18 protein-coding genes are annotated in these 19,399 nt (G+C 67.8%); 9 read left to right on the forward strand and 9 right to left on the reverse strand.

Features of this window, described 5'->3' with window-relative positions; all coding sequences use genetic code 11:
- Positions 1-112: 112 nt before the first annotated feature.
- Positions 113-1,342 (reverse strand): M20 family metallo-hydrolase, encoded by a 1,230-nt coding sequence (locus WFK61_RS00560; protein WP_336809587.1) that lies wholly within the window; start codon positions 1,340-1,342, stop codon positions 113-115.
- Between the two features lie 144 nt (positions 1,343-1,486).
- Here WFK61_RS00560 and WFK61_RS00565 point away from each other — a divergent pair, with 144 nt between their 5' ends.
- From WFK61_RS00565 to WFK61_RS00575, 3 genes are all read left to right on the forward strand, one after another.
- The gene (locus tag WFK61_RS00565) at positions 1,487-2,893 is read left to right on the forward strand and encodes an MATE family efflux transporter (protein WP_336809589.1); all 1,407 of its coding nucleotides are present in this window, start codon (positions 1,487-1,489) and stop codon (positions 2,891-2,893) included.
- Positions 2,894-3,088: 195 nt separating this feature from the next.
- Positions 3,089-3,850 carry a L,D-transpeptidase gene (locus WFK61_RS00570; protein WP_336809591.1) on the forward strand — a complete coding sequence of 254 codons (762 nt, stop codon included), beginning with the start codon at positions 3,089-3,091 and terminating at the stop codon, positions 3,848-3,850.
- Positions 3,851-3,946: 96 nt separating this feature from the next.
- The gene (locus WFK61_RS00575) at positions 3,947-4,759 is read left to right on the forward strand and encodes a DUF2076 domain-containing protein (RefSeq protein WP_336809593.1); all 813 of its coding nucleotides are present in this window, start codon (positions 3,947-3,949) and stop codon (positions 4,757-4,759) included.
- 93 nt (positions 4,760-4,852) lie between these two features.
- Here the strand turns inward: WFK61_RS00575 and WFK61_RS00580 are convergent, their stop codons facing one another.
- Together WFK61_RS00580 and WFK61_RS00585 are read right to left on the reverse strand one after the other, a co-directional pair.
- Positions 4,853-5,668: a L,D-transpeptidase gene (locus WFK61_RS00580; protein ID WP_336809595.1), complete on the reverse strand. Its 816-nt coding sequence runs from the start codon at positions 5,666-5,668 to the stop codon at positions 4,853-4,855.
- A 170-nt stretch (positions 5,669-5,838) separates the two neighbouring features.
- The gene (locus tag WFK61_RS00585; protein WP_336809597.1) at positions 5,839-7,269 is read right to left on the reverse strand and encodes a lipopolysaccharide biosynthesis protein; all 1,431 of its coding nucleotides are present in this window, start codon (positions 7,267-7,269) and stop codon (positions 5,839-5,841) included.
- A 214-nt stretch (positions 7,270-7,483) separates the two neighbouring features.
- On the opposite strand from WFK61_RS00585, the gene WFK61_RS00590 reads away from it, so the two are divergent.
- Positions 7,484-7,975: a GNAT family N-acetyltransferase gene (locus WFK61_RS00590; protein ID WP_336809599.1), complete on the forward strand. Its 492-nt coding sequence runs from the start codon at positions 7,484-7,486 to the stop codon at positions 7,973-7,975.
- Positions 7,972-8,814, forward strand: coding sequence for a DMT family transporter (locus WFK61_RS00595; RefSeq protein WP_336809601.1), 843 nt, complete (start codon positions 7,972-7,974; stop codon positions 8,812-8,814). The genes WFK61_RS00590 and WFK61_RS00595 overlap by 4 nt, the downstream gene beginning before the upstream one ends.
- On the opposite strand, the gene WFK61_RS00600 is transcribed toward WFK61_RS00595, so the two are convergent.
- From WFK61_RS00600 to WFK61_RS00610, 3 genes are all read right to left on the reverse strand, one after another.
- Entirely contained in the window at positions 8,801-9,229 is a 429-nt protein-coding gene (locus WFK61_RS00600; RefSeq protein ID WP_336809603.1) for a DUF1801 domain-containing protein, read from the reverse strand. The genes WFK61_RS00595 and WFK61_RS00600 overlap by 14 nt on opposite strands.
- Before the next feature lie 61 nt (positions 9,230-9,290).
- Positions 9,291-9,773, reverse strand: a complete 483-nt coding sequence (locus tag WFK61_RS00605; RefSeq protein ID WP_336809605.1) for a PaaI family thioesterase — start codon at positions 9,771-9,773, stop codon at positions 9,291-9,293.
- Between the two features lie 224 nt (positions 9,774-9,997).
- Entirely contained in the window at positions 9,998-10,453 is a 456-nt protein-coding gene (locus WFK61_RS00610) for a MarR family winged helix-turn-helix transcriptional regulator (protein WP_257735460.1), read from the reverse strand.
- Positions 10,454-10,682: 229 nt separating this feature from the next.
- Here WFK61_RS00610 and groES point away from each other — a divergent pair, with 229 nt between their 5' ends.
- The 4 genes from groES to WFK61_RS00630 all read left to right on the forward strand — a co-directional run bounded on the left by groES (position 10,683) and on the right by WFK61_RS00630 (position 16,450).
- Positions 10,683-10,970, forward strand: coding sequence for a co-chaperone GroES (gene groES, locus WFK61_RS00615; RefSeq protein ID WP_047576256.1), 288 nt, complete (start codon positions 10,683-10,685; stop codon positions 10,968-10,970).
- A gap of 49 nt (positions 10,971-11,019) precedes the next feature.
- On the forward strand, positions 11,020-12,657 hold the full coding sequence (groL, locus tag WFK61_RS00620; protein ID WP_336809609.1) for a chaperonin GroEL: 1,638 nt from the start codon (positions 11,020-11,022) through the stop codon (positions 12,655-12,657).
- Between the two features lie 216 nt (positions 12,658-12,873).
- Complete coding sequence (locus WFK61_RS00625; protein ID WP_336809610.1) at positions 12,874-13,983, forward strand: branched-chain amino acid ABC transporter substrate-binding protein; 1,110 nt, start codon at positions 12,874-12,876, stop codon at positions 13,981-13,983.
- A gap of 373 nt (positions 13,984-14,356) precedes the next feature.
- A complete protein-coding gene (locus WFK61_RS00630) occupies positions 14,357-16,450 on the forward strand; it encodes an ABC transporter ATP-binding protein/permease (RefSeq protein ID WP_336809611.1) in 2,094 nt (697 codons plus the stop codon).
- Between the two features lie 102 nt (positions 16,451-16,552).
- Here the strand turns inward: WFK61_RS00630 and WFK61_RS00635 are convergent, their stop codons facing one another.
- The 3 genes from WFK61_RS00635 to WFK61_RS00645 all read right to left on the reverse strand — a co-directional run bounded on the left by WFK61_RS00635 (position 16,553) and on the right by WFK61_RS00645 (position 19,268).
- Positions 16,553-17,038: an META domain-containing protein gene (locus tag WFK61_RS00635; RefSeq protein WP_336809612.1), complete on the reverse strand. Its 486-nt coding sequence runs from the start codon at positions 17,036-17,038 to the stop codon at positions 16,553-16,555.
- Positions 17,039-17,172: 134 nt separating this feature from the next.
- Positions 17,173-18,159 (reverse strand): ATP phosphoribosyltransferase, encoded by a 987-nt coding sequence (hisG, locus tag WFK61_RS00640; protein WP_336809613.1) that lies wholly within the window; start codon positions 18,157-18,159, stop codon positions 17,173-17,175.
- Positions 18,156-19,268: an ATP phosphoribosyltransferase regulatory subunit gene (locus WFK61_RS00645; protein ID WP_336809614.1), complete on the reverse strand. Its 1,113-nt coding sequence runs from the start codon at positions 19,266-19,268 to the stop codon at positions 18,156-18,158. Before WFK61_RS00645 ends, hisG begins: the two co-directional genes overlap by 4 nt.
- Between the last annotated feature and the right edge of the window lie 131 nt (positions 19,269-19,399).

Below are 19,399 nucleotides of genomic sequence, written 5' to 3' on the forward strand. Positions count from 1 at the left end.
CGCTAGGGCCGTCTCGAAGGATGCTCCAGATGCTTCCGGAGCCTCCTGGAACATCCTTCGAGACGGCCCTAGCGGGCCTCCTCAGGATGAGGGCTCACTTATTCAAGCTCTTTCAGGCGTTGGCGACGCGCCAGGCGGTGGTGAGCAGGATATTGGCACCGGCGACCATGTCGTCATCGGTGCTGAACTCGGCCGGGTTGTGCGAGAGCCCGCCGATGGAGGGGATGAACACCATCGCCGTCGGGCAAAGCCGCGCCATCATCTGCGCGTCATGGCCGGCGCCCGAGATCATGCGCCGGATCGGCAGGCCGAACTGGCCCGCGCTGCGCTCCACCTCGGCGATCAGCTCCTCGGCGAAGGGCGTCGCCGGGAAGCGTGCGAGATCGCGGAAGGAGATCTCGATGCCGTCGCGCTCGGCGAGTTCGGCGCAGAAGGCGCGGACCGCAGCCTCGGCCTGGGCCAGCGGCGCGTCGAGCGGATTGCGCAGGTCGAGCGTCATCACCACCGTCTCGGGCACGACATTGACGTTGCCGGGCTGGACGCGGATGACGCCGCTATTGGCGAGCTGGTTGGGGATGGTCTTGGTCAATTCGTTGGCGAAGATGTTGATGCGCGCAGCCGCCAGCCCGGGGTCCTTGCGATAGGCCATCGGCGTCGTGCCGGCATGGCTCGGGCGGCCCTTCAGGGTGAGTTCCAGCCAGCAGATCGCCTGAATGCCGGTGACGGCGCCGAGCCCGCCGCCCTCGTTCTCGAGGACCGGGCCCTGCTCGATATGCATCTCGATATAGGCATGGGCCGGCAGGAAGCCCGGCTTCTCGGCGCCCTCGTAGCCGATGCGCTTCAGTTCGGCGCCAAGGCCGACGCCCTCGGAATCGACCTCCCTGTGCGCTGCCTCGACGCTCATGCCACCGGCCCAGACATAGGAGCCGAGCATGTCGGGGTGGAAGCGCGCGCCCTCCTCGTTGGTGAAGGCGATCACCGCCATGTCGCGCTTCGGCGTCAGGCCGGCATCACGCAGGGCCGCGAGGACCTCGACGCCGGCGACGACGCCGAGAGCGCCGTCGAAGCGCCCGCCGGTGCCGACCGTGTCAATATGCGAGCCCATGATGACGGCCGGGCCGTCCTCCTGGCCCTTGAGGATGCCAACGATGTTGCCGATCGCGTCGACGCGGGTATCGAGGCCGAGCGCCTTCATCTGGCCGACCAGCCAGTCGCGGCCCTGCCTGTCCTCGTCGGTCAGGGCGAGACGGCGGCAGCCGCCTTCCGGCGTCGCACCGATCTTCGAGAGTTCGGCCAGGCGCGAGGTCAGCCTCGCGCCATCGATCCTCAGATTGGTGCTCATCGCCTCAGGCCCTCCGTAGTCGGCAAGGCAAGATGCAGACCGCGATGGCGCTTGTCGACCCGCGTCCAGCGCATCGGCTCCGGACGATGAAGCGCGCGCCAGCGACTGTTTCGACGGTGCAATCGGCGGTAGAAGCGGCGCCCCATGTCTGCAATCGCCGCGTCCCGCTCCGATCATCCCTGGCTCGCCGAGGCGCGGGCCATGCTCGCGCTGGGCTGGCCGATGGTGCTGACCAATGTCGCGCAGAACGCGATGACGGCAACCGACGTCATCATGATGGGCCAGCTCGGCCCGGATGCGCTGGCGGCCGGCGCGCTCGGCACCAATCTCTACAATGCCGCGCTGATCTTCGGCATCGGCGCGATGGGCGCGGTCGCACCGATGCTCGCGATCGAGCTCGGCCGCAACAAGCATGCGGTGCGCGATCTGCGCCGCACGGTGCGGCAGGGCTTCTGGGCAGCCGCGACCATGGTCGGGCCGATGTGGCTCTTTCTGTGGCAGGCGGAGTTCATCCTGCGGGCGATGGGCCAGGACCCGGTCCTGTCGAAGGCGGCGGCCTCCTATATCCACACGCTGCAATGGGGCCTGCTGCCCTTCTTCCTCTATCTGTGCCTGCGCGGCTTCGTCGCGGCGCTGCAGCGACCGCGCTGGGCCTTCATCGTTGTGCTCTTCGCGGTGGCGTTCAACGCCTTCGCCAACTGGTGCCTGATGTTCGGGCGGCTCGGCTTCCCCGCGCTCGGCCTGCCGGGTTCGGGGCTGGCGACCGCGATATCCTCGACCCTGATGTTCCTCGGCCTGACGCTCGTCGTCTCGCTCGACCGGCGCTTCCGGCGCTATCAGGTCTTCGGCCGCTTCTGGGTGCCCGATTGGCCGCGCTATCGCGCCTTCTGGCGCATGGGCCTGCCGATCTCGCTGACGCTCTCGTTCGAATCGCTGATCTTCTACGGCGCGGCCTTCATGATGGGGCTGATCGGCTCGACCGCGCTCGCGGCCCATGCCATCGCGATCCAGATCGCCTCGCTCGCCTTCATGGTGCCGCTCGGCATCGGCCAGGCCGGGACCGTACGGGTCGGGCGCGCCTTCGGCTCCGGCGACAAGGAGGGCATCCGGCGCGCCGGCATGATGGCGCTGATCCTGGCGCTGAGCTTCATGTGCTTCACAGCGCTGCTGATGGCGATCGTGCCGCATTGGCTGATCGCGCCCTTTCTCGACCGTTCGAAGCCCGGCGCGGAGGCGGTGGCCCAGATCGCCACGGTCTTCCTGTTCTATGCGGCCGTCTTCCAGATCGCCGACGGGGCACAGGTCATCGGCTCGTCGATCCTGCGCGGCCTCGGCGACACGCGCCTGCCGATGATCCTCGCCGGCATCGGCTATTGGGGCATCGGCCTGCCGCTTTCGGCCGTGCTCGGCTTCATGACGCCGCTCGCCGGCAGCGGCATCTGGATCGGGCTGGTGACCGGGCTCACGGTCGTTGCCGTAATGATGCTCTGGCGCTGGTGGGACCGCGAGAGGTTGGGGCTGCTGAAATGGGGTTTGCGGGAGGCGGCCTGAGCTTGCCCGACAGGGCTTTCCGGCGCCGGCCTCATCTGTTGCCGAACGGCCACAGCGTTGCACGGACACAATTTGGCCATCTCCTGTTCACCCCAAGGCCATCTCGGGCACCTTGAACGGGGGTCAACAGCGGCGCATGGAACCAATGCGCTGTTCCGCCGTTCTTTTTTGCCCGTAACGCCGAGTTGTCCGTCGATGTCTCCCGACCGTCCGTCCGCCTCTCCCCTCGCCCGGCCGACCCGCCGCGTCTTCGCGGTCCTGAGCCCGCTCTTCCTCGCCGCCTGCGTTGCCAACCGGCGCCCGGAGCCGTTCGAGGTCGCGCATCAGGGGCCGCATATCAGCGCTGAATACCTGGCGATGTATGGCGAGCGGCCGGATGAGCAGCACCCGCTGCCGGCCACGGACCTCTCCGAGGTCGAGCCGCAGTTCCTGCGCCGCATCGTCTCGTACCCGACCCGCGAACAGCCCGGCACGATCGTCGTCGATACCGACAACCGCTATCTCTATCTCGTGATGGAAGGTGGCAAGGCCGTCCGCTACGGCATCGGCGTCGGCAAGCAGGGCATGTCCTGGCGCGGCCGCGCCACGGTCGCCCGCAAGGCGCAGTGGCCGCGCTGGACCCCGACGCCGGCGATGATCGCCCGCGAGCCGGAGCGCAACCGCCCCTGGGCGGCCGGCATGGCCGGCGGCCTCGAGAACCCGCTCGGCGCCCGCGCGCTCTATCTCTACCAGGGCGGCCGCGACACGCTCTACCGCATTCACGGCACCTCCGAGCCGTGGTCGATCGGCAAGTCGGTCTCCTCGGGCTGCATCCGCCTGTTCAACCAGGACATCATCGATCTCTACAGCCGCGTCCCGACCGGCACGACGGTCGTGGTGTTGAACCGCGGCACGCTGCAGGCGCCGTCCGAGGTCGACGAGATGCCGCCACCGGACGACGATTTCGGCAGCATCTGAGGTCGGCAACGTCACGCCGACGCCTTGATACCGTCACAGGCCGATCCCACCTCTTGAGCGCGGCGCAACCGCGCCGCGCAACGAGAGGAGATGACGATGACGCCGCAAGAACGCGACGTGATCGCCGGGATTTTCGACCGCCTTCGGCAGGCGGCCAACCAGCCCCGCGACCCCGAGGCTGAGAATTTCATCGCGGAACGCCTGCGCGAGCAGCCCTATGCGCCCTATGCCATGGCCCAGGCGGTCTATGTGCAGGAGCAGGCGCTTGCCAACCTGAACCAGCAGGTCGAGAGCCTGCAGGCGCAGTTGCGCGAGGCGCAGACGCGCGCCAGCGAGGCGGCCCAGCCGCAGGCCGGCGGCTTCCTGTCCGGCATTTTCGGCGGCGGTTCGGTGCCGCGCACCGGCTCGGTTCCGCCCGTGCCGCCGCGCGCTGACGCCGCAGCGCCGTCCGGCGTCTGGAACACGCAGCCGCAGGCGCAAGCGGCTGCTCCCGGTCAGGCCATGCCGATGCAGGCGCAGGGTCAGAGTCAGCCCGGCCCCTGGAGCAACCAGCCGCAGCAGGCGCCCGGACGCGGCGGCGGCTTCATGGCGAGCGCGCTGACCACGGCAGCCGGCGTCGCCGGTGGCATGATGCTCGGCAATGTGCTGAGCAACGCCTTCGGCGGCGGCAGCAAGCCTGCGACGCAGACCGCAAGCGACGCCGGCGCGAGCTCCAGCTCAAGCCCGGCGGCGCCCCAGCAGGCGGCTGCCGACCAGAGCGCCAGCGCCCAGCCGGCGGCCAGCCAGACCGCGCAGGATAGCGGCTACGGCCAGGGCTATGACGGCGAGGCCAATTACCAGAACGCCAACTACGACGATGCCGATCCCGGCTTCGACGATGGCGGCGGGGACGACGACAGCTGGGTCTGAGGCGTCCTTCGCCCCTGACAAGCCTATCGAATGCAAACGGCGGCCCGCGATGCGCGGCCGCCGTTTTTCATGAGCGGTGAGCGAGACGGGGGCTCAGATCACCAGCACCTTGGCGCCGACGCGGACGCGCTCGTAGAGGTCGGTGACGTCATCATTGGTCATGCGGATGCAGCCCGAGGACACCGCCTGCCCGATCGTGTTCGGCTCGTTGGTGCCGTGGATGCGATAGAGCGTCGAGCCCAGATACATGGCGCGCGCGCCCATCGGGTTGTCGGGACCGCCGGTCATGAAGCGCGGCAGGTCGGGCCGGCGCTTCAGCATCTCGGCCGGCGGCGTCCAGCTCGGCCATTCCGCCTTGCGAGTGATCGTCTTCATGCCGGCCCAGGAGAAGCCCGGCCGGCCGACGCCGATGCCGTAGCGCATGGCCCGGCCACCCGGCTGCACCAGAAAGAGGAAGCGCTGCGGGGTATCGATGATGATCGTGCCCGGCTTGTGCGGGCCATCATAGGCGACTTCCTGCTTGCGGAAACGCGGATCGACAATGCTCTGGATGCCCTGCTGCGGCTCGACAGGCTCGCCGAGCGCGGCCATGCGGCGGCCGGCGCGTGGCTGGCGTGCGGCCTCGAACGGGTCTTCATAGCCGCCCTGCGGCTGCACCCGCTGGCCATAGGCATAGCCGCCGGGGCGGTTATAGACCGCGCCGCCACGCCCCGCCGGCGTCGGGTCGCGGCCGGTCATCAACATCTCGATGAAGCCGCCGCCATAGTTGCCGCGCCCGCCGCCTGAAGCCATCGGATCGTTCGGCGCGGCATAGCCGTAATTCTGGCGGTAGCCCTGCGCGAGGGCCGGCCCGGCCACGGCCAGGGCGCCGGCAACGGCGAGGAGCGGGAGGATGATCTTTCGACGCATGACGCGGGTACTCTCGACATCGACTGCCTGAAAGCCTGCGGCGTGCCCTGAAAGGAATGGTGAATCGTTGACTCTCAGGCGCACAAACCGGCCTTAACCGAGGCAATTCGCGGAATTAACCTTAGCGAGCGGTCAAACGACAGGGTGAAGGAAACCTTGCCGGCGCGGCCTCACCGGCGCGCGGACCGCCGGGCGAGCCAGCGCAGCTTCAGGCCGGTGCGCCAGCGCCCTACATCGCAGGCGAGGATCACCGCCGCATAGACCAGCCCGCCGAGGACGACCTGGAGCGGCAGCTCCAGCGGCGCCGGAAGCACGCCGCGCAACGGCCAGACCGCAAGGCCCATCGCGATGCCGGCGGCGAGGACGCAGGCGATCTCGCGCAATGGCGGCAGGACCGGCAATGCGCGCAGCGCGACCACGGCCATGACTAGCAGCGCCGTCAGGTAAGCAGCACTTTGCGCGACCGAGACCGTCGCCGGCGCCAGCGTCCCCGGCAGCGCGAAGATGAGGGCGAGATTGACGGCGAGCCCGATCAGGGACGCGAGGATCGCGACGAGCGTGCGCTTCGCCAGCAGGAAGACGGGCGCGAGACCGGCCTGGAACAGTGCGATCGCCGCGAAGCCCGGCAGCAGCAGCGCCATATGGCCGGCGAAATGGCCGCGGAAGCTCGCGGGCACGAAAAGCCGCTCGAAGGCCGGCAGGATCAGCCAGAAGCCGAGCGCGACCGGCAGCACGCAGGCGATCACCGGGACCATGTTGCGGGCGATGCGCTTCTGCGCGGCGATGCGGCCCCGCGTCTCGTCGAGGCGGATGACCTCGCGCAGCAGCACGATCTCCAGCATCGTGGCCAGAACCGGGAAGAGCCGGAGGCCGATATCGGACGCCAGCGAGAAATAGCCGGCCTCGGCGAAGCCAAGCCTGTCGGCGAGGATGGCGCGGTTGAGGAGCGGGATCGCGGCGTAGACGGCGTTGCCCGCGACCAGCGGCAGGGCGTAGCGCGCGAAACCGCGCATCAGGTCGGTCCGGGGCGCGCCTGGCGGCGGCCTCATATCGGCGAGCCTGCCGCGATTGGCGATAACGGCGGCAACCGCGCTGAGCACGCCGCCCAGCAGGACGACGGCCGGATCGCGGGTCCACCAGGCGCCACCGACCATTAGCAGCAGTGCCGCGACGCTGCGGACCAGCACGAGCCGAGCATAGGCCGCGTCGCGAAAGCGGGAGCGGGCGATGGCCGCGTGATAGTCGAACCAGCCGGCGGCGATGCCGCCCGCGACCGAGACCATCAGCAGCGCGGCCGGCAGCCCTGCATCCACGCCCGCGAGCAAGGCCGCGGCAAGCAGCGCGCAAAGCGACAGGCTGACGCCGGCGAAGAGCAGATCGAGCGTCGCCCGGATGCCGGGATCGCTCTCGCGGGTTTCGACAGAGTAGAACCGCACGACGGAGAGCTTCAGCCAGTCGAGCAGCGCCGTGTTGACGAGCACGACGGTGGCGGCGCCGATGGCGTAAAGACCGAAAGCTTCGGGGCCGAGGAACAGGGCGACGAGCAGCCCGAGGACGAAATTCAGCCCGGCATTGACGATGAAGGGCAGAAGAACGGTCATCGGGCCTTCGTCACTCCCTTACGATCCTGCGGCTGCCACGGCGCAAGCGCGCGACTCATCGGCGCTGGCGCCCGCGAAACCGGGGGTAGCCGGACGAAACCGGTTTTCCAAGAGGCGTTGCGCGGCACCGCATGCCCCGCCCTGCCGCCAGGGCATTGGGCGATGCCGTTCCCGCATCTGTACGGCAGCTGGATTTGACCGTAAGGCCAACATCATGATCCCGCCCATCCGGCCTGCCCGAGACGACGATTCCGGCCCGCTTTCCGCTCTGATCGCGGCGAGCTTCGCGGAGTATCCGGGCTGCATCTTCGTCGAGGAAGAGCTGCCGGAACTGCGCCGGCCGGCCTCCTGTTTCGCAGCCAAGGGCGGCCTGCTCTGGGTCGTGGACGGGCCGGACGGCCGCATCACCGGTTCTCTCGGCGTCGTGCCGGTGCCCGGGCAGAATGCGGTCGAGCTCGCCAAGGTCTATGTCGACGGCGCCCTCCGGGGCTCCGGGCTGGCGCAAGCCCTCTTCGCCAAGGCGATGGATTTCGCCGAACAAGGTGGCTTTGCCGAGATGGCGCTGTGGTCGGATAGCCGCTTCGCGCGCGGCCACCGCTTCTACGAGAAGCTCGGCTTCGTCCGCTGGCCGGGCGAGCGCTATCTCGGCGACGCCTCGGCAAGCTGGGAATACCATTTCCGCAAGCCGCTGCGCGCCAGCCCATGACGCTGTCCGTCGCCTTCCGAGCCGCGCTCGGCATCGCCCTGCTCACCGCCATGGACGGGGTGATCAAGGGCCAGATGCAGGAGCACCCCTTCATCGTGGCGCTGTTCATGCGCTTCCTGATGGGCGGCATCTGCGCGCTGATCGTGCTGGCCATCGCGCGTCCGCCCCGGCCGACGCAAGCAAGCCTGATCGGCAATCTCGCGCGGATTCCGCTGGTGGTGCTCACCGCCGGCAGCTTCTTCTATTCGGTCTCGGTGCTGCCGCTGGCGGAAGCCCTGACCCTCTCCTTCCTCGCGCCGGTCTTCGTCGCCCTGCTCGGCGGCCTCCTGCTCAAGGAGAAGATCGACAAGCGCATCCTGCAGGCGCTCGGCTTCGGAATCGCCGGCATGCTGGTGATGGTCTGGCCGCGGCTGCAGGGCCATGTCAGCGGCGCCGGACTCGGCGTCGCCGCCGCGCTGTTCTCGGCGGTGAGCTACGCCTTCAACCTGATCCTGCTTCGGCGCATCGCGGTCCGGGAACACCCGACCGTCATCGTCGCCTTCCAGAATGCCGGACCGGCGGTCTGCCTCGCGATCCCGGCTGCGCTAGCCTTCGTGCCGATGACTTGGGCGGATTTCGCCGCCTATCTCTTCGCAGGCGTGCTCGGCGTCGCCGGCCACCTGACGCTGACCTCGGCCTATGCGCGGGCCGCGGCCTCGCGCCTCGCGCCCATCGAGTACACGGCGCTGATCTGGGCGAGCCTGCTCGGCTTCTTCGTGTTCGGCGAGGTGCCCCTCTACACGACCTATCTAGGCGCCCTGCTGATCGTCGCAGGCGCCGTCGCGGTCAGCCGGCGCTGATTTCACCCTTGAGGTGATAGGTCAGGGCGAGCGCGATGCAGTGGTCGAGCGCCTCGGCTGGCACAGGTTCGCCCAGACGGAAGACCAGAGTGCGCGCGCCATCCACCCGCAAGGCATCCGGGTAAAGCTGCCTGAAGGTATCCGCCAGGCTGGTCTGGCAGTGAACGAAGAGTGCGTAGGCCTCAGGCTCGGCCCGCAGCGGACCAAGGCGGATCGTCGTGCCGATACGCGGCCTGACGGGATGATAGGCCGGCTCGTTCCATTTCAGGGTTTCCTGCAAGGTTCCGATGACCGGCCTTGCCGCCGCGACATCGAAGATGCGCTGGCGCAGTTCGAGCAATGGACCGCGCAGCGGCGCCGGAAAAGACTGGTATCGCGCCGCGACATCGGGAGCATGGAACGGAACGACGGGCATCGGGCAGCTCCGTGGAGAGCCCCCTCAATAGCGCGGCCGCGTGAGGCCGCACAGAGGCCGGTCAAGCCTCGGCGCGCTTCGCCGGAAAGACCAGGCAGGTCTCGGTGCCATGCGCGAGCAACTTGCCGCGCGCGTCGACCAGCTTGCCTTCGGTCGTGATCACCGAATTGCCGCGATGGATCAGCTTGCCCTCGCAGCGCACCGGGCCGCTATCCGGCATGACCGGGCGGACATAGTTCAGCTTCATCTCCAGCGTGGTGTAGCCCTCGCCCGGCTTCAGCGTGGCGTGGGCGGCGCAAGCCATGGCGGAATCGAGGATCGTCGCGGTCCAGCCGCCATGGATCGTACCGAGCGGATTGAAGAAACGCGGTGATGGCGTTCCGACGAAGACCACCCTGCCCTCGTCGGCCTCGGCCAGCTCGAAATCCATCGCGTCGGCGAATGGCGGCGCCGGATTGGTGCCGGCGATGATGCCGCGCAGGAAGCTCAAGCCATCGCCCGCGACCAGTTCCTCGCGAGACACCACCCCAACCGCGCGCTTCATACCGATCTCCATTCGTGTATCTGCACGATATGAAGAGAAACGCGAGTGCGTCAATCCGGGGCAGAAGGAGAACCTTTTAGCGGTCATCCCGGACGTAGCGAAGCGGAGATCCGGGATCCATTCCGGAGCCTTTTCCGATTGAAGCTTCGGAATGGATCCCGGGTCTCCCTGTGGTCGCCCGGGATGACCACTGAAAGGCTCGAACTCGACGTTAGAACCCGACCTCAGCGCTCACCGCGTGCGGCCCGGCGCAATGCCTTGAGCCCGTCGCGGGTTTCGCGCCAGCGGTCCTCGCCGAAGCCGCCCTCGATCTTGTCCTGCGCCTCCCGCCAATACGGGATCGCGGCCTCGATCGCGGCCCTGCCCTTCTCGGTCACCGCATAGACCGAGGCCCGGCCGCGACACTCGACCGGCTCGACCATGCCCTCGGCCGCCAGAAGCTGGAGATTGCGGGTCAGCGAGGTCCGCTCCAGCGCGAAGCGCTCGGCCAGCTCCGTGACCGATTTCCATTGCCCGGTGCTGAGCGCCGAAAGCAGCACGAACTGGGTGATCTTGAGCCCGCTCGGGCGCATCGCCTCGTCATAGGCCCGCGTCACGGCGCGGGCGGTCATGCGGACATGCAACGCGACGCAGGAGCGGGCGATGGCGTCGAGGCGCGGGTCGGGAGCGGGCGTCGTCATTCCGCCATGTTAGCGTGTTCAAGCGCTGCTGCCAGCAGGCCTGAAGCGACCTGCGACACCGCATCCGCCGACGTTCACTTTATCGCGGAGTGCTTCCTTGACTCTCCGTACCCCCGCGCCTATCTCCGCTGGCATCTGTTAGCACTCTCACTTGGTGACTGCTAACAGCCTCCCCCGGGAGCCCTTCAGCGGCACCCGAAACGAATAAGACCGAGAGGAAGACAGAACCATGAAGTTCCGTCCGTTGCATGACCGCGTCGTGGTCCGCCGCCTTGACAGCGAAGAGAAGACCAAGGGCGGCATCATCATCCCCGAGACCGCCAAGGAAAAGCCCCAGGAGGGCGAGGTCATCGCCGTCGGTTCCGGCGCGCGTGACGAGGCCGGCAAGCTCGTTGCCCTCGACGTCAAGAAGGGCGACCGCGTCCTGTTCGGCAAGTGGTCGGGCACCGAGGTCAAGATCGACGGTCAGGACCTCCTGATCATGAAGGAATCCGACATCATGGGCGTCGTCGGCTGATCGCCGCCTGACCGCTCTCTTCCGTTTCAAGTTCTAAGGAGTAGCTCTCATGGCTGCCAAAGACGTCAAATTCGGCACTGAAGCCCGCGACAAGATGCTGCGCGGCGTGGATGTCCTCGCCAACGCCGTGAAGGTCACGCTCGGTCCGAAGGGCCGCAACGTCGTGATCGAGAAGTCGTTCGGCGCTCCGCGCATCACCAAGGACGGCGTCACCGTCGCCAAGGAGATCGAGCTTTCCGACAAGTTCGAGAACATGGGCGCCCAGATGGTCCGCGAAGTCGCTTCGCGCCAGAACGACCATGCCGGCGACGGCACCACCACCGCCACCGTCCTCGCCCAGGCGATCGTCCGTGAAGGCGCCAAGTCGGTTGCCGCCGGCATGAACCCGATGGACCTGAAGCGCGGCATCGACCTGGCGGTCGAGGCGATCGTTTCGGACCTCAAGAAGAACTCGAAGAAGGTCACCTCGAACGCGGAAGTCGCGCAGGTCGGCACCATCTCGGCCAACGGCGACTCGTCGGTCGGCGAGATGATCTCGAAGGCCATGCAGAAGGTCGGCAACGAGGGTGTCATCACCGTCGAGGAAGCCAAGACCGCCGAGACCGAGCTCGACGTCGTCGAGGGCATGCAGTTCGACCGCGGCTACCTGTCGCCGTACTTCATCACCAACTCCGAGAAGATGGTCGCCGAGCTCGACGACCCCTACATCCTCGTCTTCGAGAAGAAGCTCTCGTCGCTCCAGGCGATGCTGCCGATCCTCGAGGCCGTCGTGCAGACCGGCAAGCCGCTGCTCATCATCGCCGAGGACGTCGAGGGCGAGGCCCTGGCCACGCTCGTCGTCAACAAGCTCCGTGGCGGCCTGAAGGTCGCGGCCGTCAAGGCTCCGGGCTTCGGTGATCGCCGCAAGGCCATGCTCGAGGACATCTCGATCCTGACCGCCGGCCAGATGATCTCGGAAGACCTCGGCATCAAGCTCGAGACCGTGACGCTCAACATGCTCGGCCGCGCCAAGCGCGTGCGCATCGAGAAGGAGAACACCACGATCATCGACGGCGCCGGCAAGAAGAAGGACATCGAGGCTCGCGTCGGCCAGATCAAGGCCCAGATCGAGGAGACCTCCTCGGACTACGACCGTGAGAAGCTCCAGGAGCGTCTGGCCAAGCTCGCCGGCGGCGTCGCGGTCATCCGCGTCGGCGGCGCGACCGAGGTCGAGGTCAAGGAGAAGAAGGACCGCGTTGACGATGCCCTGAACGCGACCCGCGCTGCGGTCGAAGAAGGCATCCTCCCCGGCGGTGGCGTTGCGCTCCTGCGCGCGCTGTCCTCGGTCAAGACGATCAAGACCCAGAACGACGACCAGAAGACCGGTGTCGAGATCGTCCGCAAGGCGATCACCGCTCCGGCCCGCCAGATCGTCGAGAACGCCGGCGATGACGGCGCGGTCGTGGTCGGCAAGCTGCTGGAGTCGAAGGACTACACCTACGGCTACAACGCCCAGACCGGCGAGTACGGCGATCTGGTCAAGGCCGGCATCATCGACCCGACCAAGGTCGTCCGCACGGCGATCCAGGACGCGGCTTCGATCGCGGGCCTGCTGATCACCACCGAGGCGATGGTCGCTGACCTGCCGAAGAAGGACGCCCCGATGCCCCCGATGGGCGGCGGCGGCATGGGCGGCATGGACTTCTGAGGAAGTCCAGCTTCTCGAAAGCTACCAGGAAGGCCCGGCGCAAGCCGGGCCTTTTTAGTTGGGCGATGATGCAGCGCCTCAGCCGCCGGGTGCGCCATGCGTTCACGGCGCCCCGCCGGGCTGCCTTCGCCATGCCGCCGCCATGTCTTCTCGCCTATAAAAGCGGCAAGCGCGCCAGTCTCTGACGCGCCAAACGGCAATCATCGGGAGAGGCTCATGACGACCTCCAAACTCCTCACCGGCGTCGCTTTCGCCGCCACGCTGCTCGCCTCGCAGATCGCGCGCGCCGACATCACCATCGGCCTCGTCGCACCGCTGACCGGCCCGGTCGCCGCCTATGGCGACCAGGTCAAGAACGGCGCCCAGACCGCCGTCGACGCCATCAACAAGGCCGGCGGCGTGCTCGGCGAGAAGCTCGTGCTGAAGCTTGCCGACGATGCCGGCGACCCGAAGCAGGGCGTCTCCTCCGCCAACCTGCTCGTAGGCGACAAGGTCAAGTTCGTCGTGGGGCCGGTGACCTCCGGCGTCGCCATGGCGGTCTCGGACGTGTTCGCCGAGAGCGGCGTGCTGATGGTGACGCCGACCGCGACCTCGCCGGCGCTGACCACGCGCGGCCTGACCAATGTCTTCCGCACCTGCGGGCGCGACGACCAGCAGGCCGACATCGCCGCCGCCTATGTCCTGAAGAACCTGAAGGACAAGAAGATCGCGATCGTCCACGACAAGGGCACCTACGGCAAGGGCCTGGCCGATGCCTTCCAGAAGGGCATCAATGCCGGCGGGCTCAAGGAAATCGCGGCGCTGACCGTCAATCCCGGCGACAAGGACCTCTCGGCCGTGGTGACGCGCCTGAAGGCTGCGAATGTCGAGGCGATCTATTTCGGCGGCTACCACCCCGAGGGCGGCCTGCTCGCGCGCCAGCTCGCCGATGCCGGCGTCAAGGCGACGATCATCGGCGGCGAGGGCCTGTCCAACACCGAGTTCGCGGCGATCGGCGGCGACCATGCCACCGGCACGCTCTTCACCAACGCGACCGACGCGCTGAAGAACCCCGACTCGGCCCAGGCCGTCGCGGCGCTGAAGGAGAAGGGCATCCCGCCGGAGGCCTTCACGCTGAACGCTTATGCCGCCGTCGAGGTACTCAAGGCTGCGATCGAGAAGGCCGGCAAGCCGGGCGATGCCAATGGCGCGGCCAAGGCGCTGCAGTCCGGCATGCCGGTCAAGACCGCGATCGGCACGCTGACCTACGGCAAGACCGGCGACCTGAGCTCGCCGAGCTTCTCGATGTACAAGTGGGACGCCGGCAAGATCGTCGCGGCGCCCTGATCGGCTGGTCTGATCCTTCCAGCTTCGCGCCCCGGACGAGCCCGCTCGCCCGGGGCGTTTCGTTTTATTGCCGCACCATATTGTGCGGAAGCGCGGGTCATCCCGGACAAGCTGCGGAGCAGCGCTGATCCGGGATCCATGCCGGAGCCTTTCCGATAAAGCTTCCGGCATGGATCCCGGGTCTCCCTGCGGTCGCCCGGGATGATCGCGCCCTTTTTCTGGAAACCGGTTCTCAGGGCCGTTGTGCTCCTCGCCGCCAGCTCTCCGCGAGATGACAATTTGCTCATCCGGGCGCGCTGCCATTGAAAGGCCACTCCCGCTGCGACATGGTCCGAATCGTGGCTTTCACCGTTTTCCGCCAGGATTCCCTTCCATGCGCTTGTTGAGCATCCTCGTCGCCCTGCTGGCGGCTGCTACGCTGGTCGTCGGCCAGCAGGCCGGATCGGCCGGAGTGATCGGCATGGGAGTCGTCGGCCTCCTGCTGGCGGCGGTGACCTTCCGCTCGCCGGCCCTGCCCTTCTTCCTGCGGATATTCTCCAGCGTCTTCGCGATCGAGTACCTGGTGTTCGGCGGAGCCGCGATCGCGGCCCATCTCGGTTGGTGGCCGGCAACGCTCGGCATCCCGCCGGTCCCGACCAGTCTGCCGACCACGGTCGGCGTCTTCGCGATCCTGATCTACGCGATCTCCTTCGTGCCGGTGATCGCGCGCATCGCCCGCATCGCCTCGCCCTATTTCGAGTCCGATCAGATCACCACCGCCAATCTCTGGCCGATCGGACCGTTCAAGATCCGGCTCGGCACGCTTGCGGTCTCGCTCTTCGTCTTCCTGATCGTGCTGAACCAGGTGCAGGTCGGCATCACGCTGCGCCTCTCCTTCTTCAACCGCGACATGTATGACGCGCTGCAGAACAAGGATGCCGCGGCGTTCTGGTACCAGCTGTTCTATGTGTTCTGCGTCTGGGCCGTGCTCTGGGTCGCCTCGAACCTCATCGAGCTGTTCGCCAACTATACGATCCTGATCCGCTGGCGGCAGTTCATGGCGAACGAGTACACGAAAGCGTGGCTCGACCATGCGACGCATTACCGGATCGCGCTCGCCGGCACTGTCGACAACCCCGACCAGCGCATCGCCGAAGACACGCGCTCCTTCGTCAACCAGACCTACGGCTTCGCGCTGCCCCTGCTCTCGCAGGTTTCCACGCTGGTCTCGTTCTCGATCATCCTCTGGAACATCCCCGTCGCCTTCACCCTGCCGGGCACGTCCTTCGCCGTCCCCGGCTACATCTTCTGGGTGGCATTCTTCTATGCGGCAGCGGCGACCTGGCTGACCCATATCATCGGCCGCCCGCTGATCCGCCTCGAATTCGAACAGGAGAAGCGCGAGGCGAATTTCCGCTTCTCGCTGGCACGCCTGCGTGAGTATTCCGAGCAGATCGCCCTGATGGTCGGCGAACCGACGGAGCGCGGCCAGCTCGCCCAGCGCTTCCGCGACATCGTCGAGAACTTCTACCGGCTGGTCTGGCGCCGGCTGAAGCTGACCAGCTTCACCCTGTCCTACAACCAGCTCAGCGTCGTCCTGCCCTACATCATTCTGGCGCCGTACTATTTCGCCGGCACGATCACGCTCGGCGTCATGATGCAGGTTGCCGGCGCCTTCGACCGCGTGCAGACGGCCCTGTCCTTCATCATCAACAGCTACTCCTCGATCGCCTCCTATCTCGCCTCGATCAACCGCCTCACCTCCTTCGAGACGGCGATCGCGGAGGCGCAGCACGGCTCGATCAGCGAGGAGGCGCTCGGCCGCGAGACCTCGCGCGACGAGAGCCTGCACATCCGTGATGCGACGCTCCTCCTGCCGAACGGCAAGCCGATCGTGAAGCTCGGCGCGCTCGATCTCGGCACGGCGCGCTCGACGCTGCTGATCGGTCCTTCCGGCTCCGGCAAGTCGACGCTGTTCCGCGCCATCGCCGGCATCTGGCCCTTCGGCGACGGCAAGGTCGGCATACCCGCCGAAGCGCAGATCATGCTGCTGCCGCAGCGGCCCTACCTGCCGCAAGGCTCGCTCAGGGCGGCGCTCGCCTACCCGGCCGAGGAAGGCGCCTATGACGACGCCGCGATCCGCGCCGCGATGGAGAAGGTCAAGCTCGGCCATCTTGCTGAGAAGCTCGACGAGGTCGACCTCTGGGGGCAGCGCCTCTCGGGCGGCGAGCAGCAGCGTCTCGCCGTCGCGCGCTCCCTGCTGAGCAAGCCGGACTGGCTCTTCCTCGACGAGGCGACCGCCTCGCTCGACGAAAAGCTGGAAGGCGAGATCTACGCGACGATCGACCGCGAATTGCCGCAGACCCGCATCGTCTCGATCGGCCACCGCACGACGCTGCGCAACATGCACGACGCCATCGTCACCATGGAGCCGAATGCGGACGGCACCTTCACGCCGACGCCGACCGGGAAAGCCCCGGCCGCCTGAGGCCGGAAGCGGAGCCGAACAAGAAAAAGGGTCGCTCGCGCGACCCTTTTTCGTATCCGTCGATTGTGCCGAAAGCCTTGCCCGACGAGCGGGACGACAGCCTCAGAGCGAGCGGCTGAGGGTCAATTCACCGGCCCCGCCCTTCAGGACGAGGCGACCGCTGACCAGATCCCATTTCTGGGCCGAGCGCAGCGCCATCAGGAAAGCCCGCTCGAAATCGAGCGTGCCCTTGTCGCAGCTGCGGCGGGTTACGGCGATCGGGCCGACCGCGAAGCTCTGCTGACGCAGGGGGTAGGCGGAAGCCGAGAAGGTGTTGCAGCCGCCGAAGCCCGTGCCGCGCAGGTTCTGGTCGACGATCAGCGTCGCGCGGCGCTCCTGGACCGGCTTGCCGTTCATCGCCACGAGGCTCCAACTCGCGCCGAGAGGGAAGGTCTTTTCCTGCTGCGGGATCGGAATCGGCGTGATGCCGCCGCCCAACTCCTCGCGCGAGGGCAACTGCCCGCGGCGCTGCGCCATCGCCTCGACCGGCATCAGCATCGGCGCGGCAAGCGCCGCAAGAACGGCCGCAAGGCCAAGGCGTCGGATCATGATCGTCTTACCTGCATTCACTCGCACGGCAGCGCGACGTGCCGCCAAACCGGTTAACACGCCTAGAGGCCAATTGGTTCGGGATCAAGGCTGAACCGTGGGCGATCCCGTCATTCCGATGCTGCCGCGCAGCATCAGATGCGGGCGTTCAGCCGCTCCAGCAGGCGGTTCGCGCGGCGGAAGACATAGGTCGGGGCGCTGACGGTGATATCATCGGCGCCGAGCCCATCGAGATGCTCGACCAGTGCGAAGACCGCCTTGTCGGGGCAATGCAGGGTCAGCGGCGTGCCGCTGGCCGGCGCACCGAACGGCAAACGGGCGCCGAAGCGCTCCTCCAGCGCCGCCAGCGCGTCGGGAGCGAGATCGAGCCGGGCGCGGACCTCGCGCAGCGTGCGCCCCTCCTCCTCCGCCGCGATCCGCGAGAGGATGGTCTTGGCCGCGGCCTTCGCCCGCTCGCCCCAGGGCGCCTGCATCGAAGCGACGAGATTGGCCTCGGAGGCCAGCATCACGCCATCGTCGAGCACCTTCAGCGCGTTGGCGGAGAGCGTCGCGCCGGTCGTGGTGATGTCCACGACGATCTCGGCCGTGCCGGCAGCCGGCGCGCCCTCGGTCGCGCCGAGGCTTTCGACGATGCGATAGTCGGCAAGGCCGTGCTGCGCGAAGAAGCGCCGGGTCAGGTTCACGTATTTGGTGGCGACGCGCAGCTTCTTGCCGTGGCGCGCCCGCATGGCGGAGGCGACATCGTCGAGATCGGCCATGTTGCGCACGTCGATCCAGGCCTGCGGCACGGCGACGACGACATTGGCATGGCCGAAGCCGAGCGGCGTCAGCATCTCGACCGCCGCATCGGCATCCGAGAGCTGCTCGCGAACGAGGTCCTCGCCGGTGATGCCGATATGGGCGGCGCCGGACGAGAGCTGCGCGACGATCTCGGAAGCCGAGAGGAAGGCGACCTCCGCCCCGTCCACCCCGGCAATGGAGCCGCGATAGTCGCGCTCGCCGCGCGACTTGACGAATTTCAGGCCGGCGCGGCCGAAGAAGGCGGTGGCGTTCTCCTGCAGGCGGCCCTTGGAGGGCACAGCGAGGACGAGCGGCGCGTCGTTATCCGGCAGCTGGCTCATGCGGCGTCTCCCGTCAGCCGGTCGAGCCAGAGCGAGGCGCCGACGGCGGGAAGCGGCCGGCTCGCGCCGAGACGGCCGAGGACGTTGTCGTAGCGGCCGCCACCGGCCACGGGCTTGCCGTCGCCGCGGGCCGTGTCGTGAAGCTCGAAGATGAAGCCGGTGTAGTAGTCGAGATTGCGGGCGAAGCCGGCCGAGAAGCGGATGGCGCCGATATCGACGCCGCGCGCGGCGAGGAAGCCGGTGCGCTCGTCGAAGGCGTCGAGCTGCCGGCCGATATCGAGCGAGGCCTGATCGGCGAGGCCGCGCAGCGAGGCCGAGGCCGCATCGGGATCGCCGGAGACGGCGAGCACCTGCGCCAGCAGCGCCTTGACGTCGCCATTGACCGGGTTCTCCCGCTCGGCGGCGCGCGCCAGGAAGCGCTCGGCGATATCGGCGGCGGAGCGCCCGCCAACGGTCGAGATGCCGGCGATCGAGAGCACATCCTCGACGAAGGCACGGGCGGCCTTGGGGTCCTGTCCATCGAGCGCCTTGAGCAGGCCGGCATGAGCGGCATCGCCCTCGGCGGCCGGGGGATCGAGCGCGTCGACGGCATCCGTGCCCTTGCCCTGCACGACGGCGCGGACCAGCCGGCGACGAGCGCCCTGCGGAACCGCGAGCCCATCGAGCAGCGCACCAAGCACGGCGACATCGCCCATGACGATGCGCGGCTCGGCGAGGCCGAGCATGGCCGTCGCCTCGATGGTCAGCGCCATGATCTCGGCATCGGCCGCGGTGAAATCGTCGCGGCCGAAGGATTCAAGGCCAGCCTGGAGGAACTCGCCGGGCTCGCCGGAACGCATGCGGAAGACCGGCCCGGCATAGGCATAGGCCGCAGGCTCCGTCCGGCCCGAGGCGATATGATCGAGGGCGACGGGGATGGTGTATTCGGGGCGCAGGCACCAGTCGCGGCCGTCGGCATCCTGCGTCATGAAGATGCGGCGGCGGATATCCTCGCCGGAGAGATCGAGAAAGACATCGGCCGGCTGGAGGATCGCCGGCTCGGCATGCTCATAGCCCTCGCCGGCGAAGAGCGCGATCACGGTCTCGATGCTGGCGCGGCTTGCGGGCACGGCTGGTCCTGTCCTGTTGCGAGCGCCGTCCTAGCAGCGATGCGACGCATTTTCGAGGGATTTGAGGGAAATGGGTGAACGGGATTCGATAGGTCGCGGAATCTGCTACCGGCTCTTTCCTTCTCCCCTCG

Origin of the sequence: Allobosea sp. MMO-172 (assembly GCF_037147855.1) — a bacterium.
In the GTDB taxonomy this organism is placed as follows: Bacteria; Pseudomonadota; Alphaproteobacteria; order Rhizobiales; family Beijerinckiaceae; genus Allobosea.

Excerpts from the sequence above, each read along its gene's own strand:
- WFK61_RS00625 (WP_336809610.1), top strand. The coding sequence starts at position 12,874 with ATGACGACCTCCAAACTCCTCACCGGCGTCGCTTTCGCCGCCACGCTG.
- WFK61_RS00570 (WP_336809591.1), top strand. The coding sequence starts at position 3,089 with ATGTCTCCCGACCGTCCGTCCGCCTCTCCCCTCGCCCGGCCGACCCGC.
- WFK61_RS00565 (WP_336809589.1), top strand. The coding sequence starts at position 1,487 with ATGTCTGCAATCGCCGCGTCCCGCTCCGATCATCCCTGGCTCGCCGAG.
- groES (WP_047576256.1), top strand. The coding sequence starts at position 10,683 with ATGAAGTTCCGTCCGTTGCATGACCGCGTCGTGGTCCGCCGCCTTGAC.
- hisG (WP_336809613.1), bottom strand. The coding sequence starts at position 18,159 with ATGAGCCAGCTGCCGGATAACGACGCGCCGCTCGTCCTCGCTGTGCCC.
- WFK61_RS00600 (WP_336809603.1), bottom strand. The coding sequence starts at position 9,229 with ATGCCCGTCGTTCCGTTCCATGCTCCCGATGTCGCGGCGCGATACCAG.
- WFK61_RS00610 (WP_257735460.1), bottom strand. The coding sequence starts at position 10,453 with ATGACGACGCCCGCTCCCGACCCGCGCCTCGACGCCATCGCCCGCTCC.
- WFK61_RS00575 (WP_336809593.1), top strand. The coding sequence starts at position 3,947 with ATGACGCCGCAAGAACGCGACGTGATCGCCGGGATTTTCGACCGCCTT.
- WFK61_RS00605 (WP_336809605.1), bottom strand. The coding sequence starts at position 9,773 with ATGAAGCGCGCGGTTGGGGTGGTGTCTCGCGAGGAACTGGTCGCGGGC.
- WFK61_RS00635 (WP_336809612.1), bottom strand. The coding sequence starts at position 17,038 with ATGATCCGACGCCTTGGCCTTGCGGCCGTTCTTGCGGCGCTTGCCGCG.
- WFK61_RS00630 (WP_336809611.1), top strand. The coding sequence starts at position 14,357 with ATGCGCTTGTTGAGCATCCTCGTCGCCCTGCTGGCGGCTGCTACGCTG.
- WFK61_RS00585 (WP_336809597.1), bottom strand. The coding sequence starts at position 7,269 with ATGACCGTTCTTCTGCCCTTCATCGTCAATGCCGGGCTGAATTTCGTC.
- WFK61_RS00560 (WP_336809587.1), bottom strand. The coding sequence starts at position 1,342 with ATGAGCACCAATCTGAGGATCGATGGCGCGAGGCTGACCTCGCGCCTG.
- WFK61_RS00580 (WP_336809595.1), bottom strand. The coding sequence starts at position 5,668 with ATGCGTCGAAAGATCATCCTCCCGCTCCTCGCCGTTGCCGGCGCCCTG.
- WFK61_RS00590 (WP_336809599.1), top strand. The coding sequence starts at position 7,484 with ATGATCCCGCCCATCCGGCCTGCCCGAGACGACGATTCCGGCCCGCTT.
- WFK61_RS00595 (WP_336809601.1), top strand. The coding sequence starts at position 7,972 with ATGACGCTGTCCGTCGCCTTCCGAGCCGCGCTCGGCATCGCCCTGCTC.
- groL (WP_336809609.1), top strand. The coding sequence starts at position 11,020 with ATGGCTGCCAAAGACGTCAAATTCGGCACTGAAGCCCGCGACAAGATG.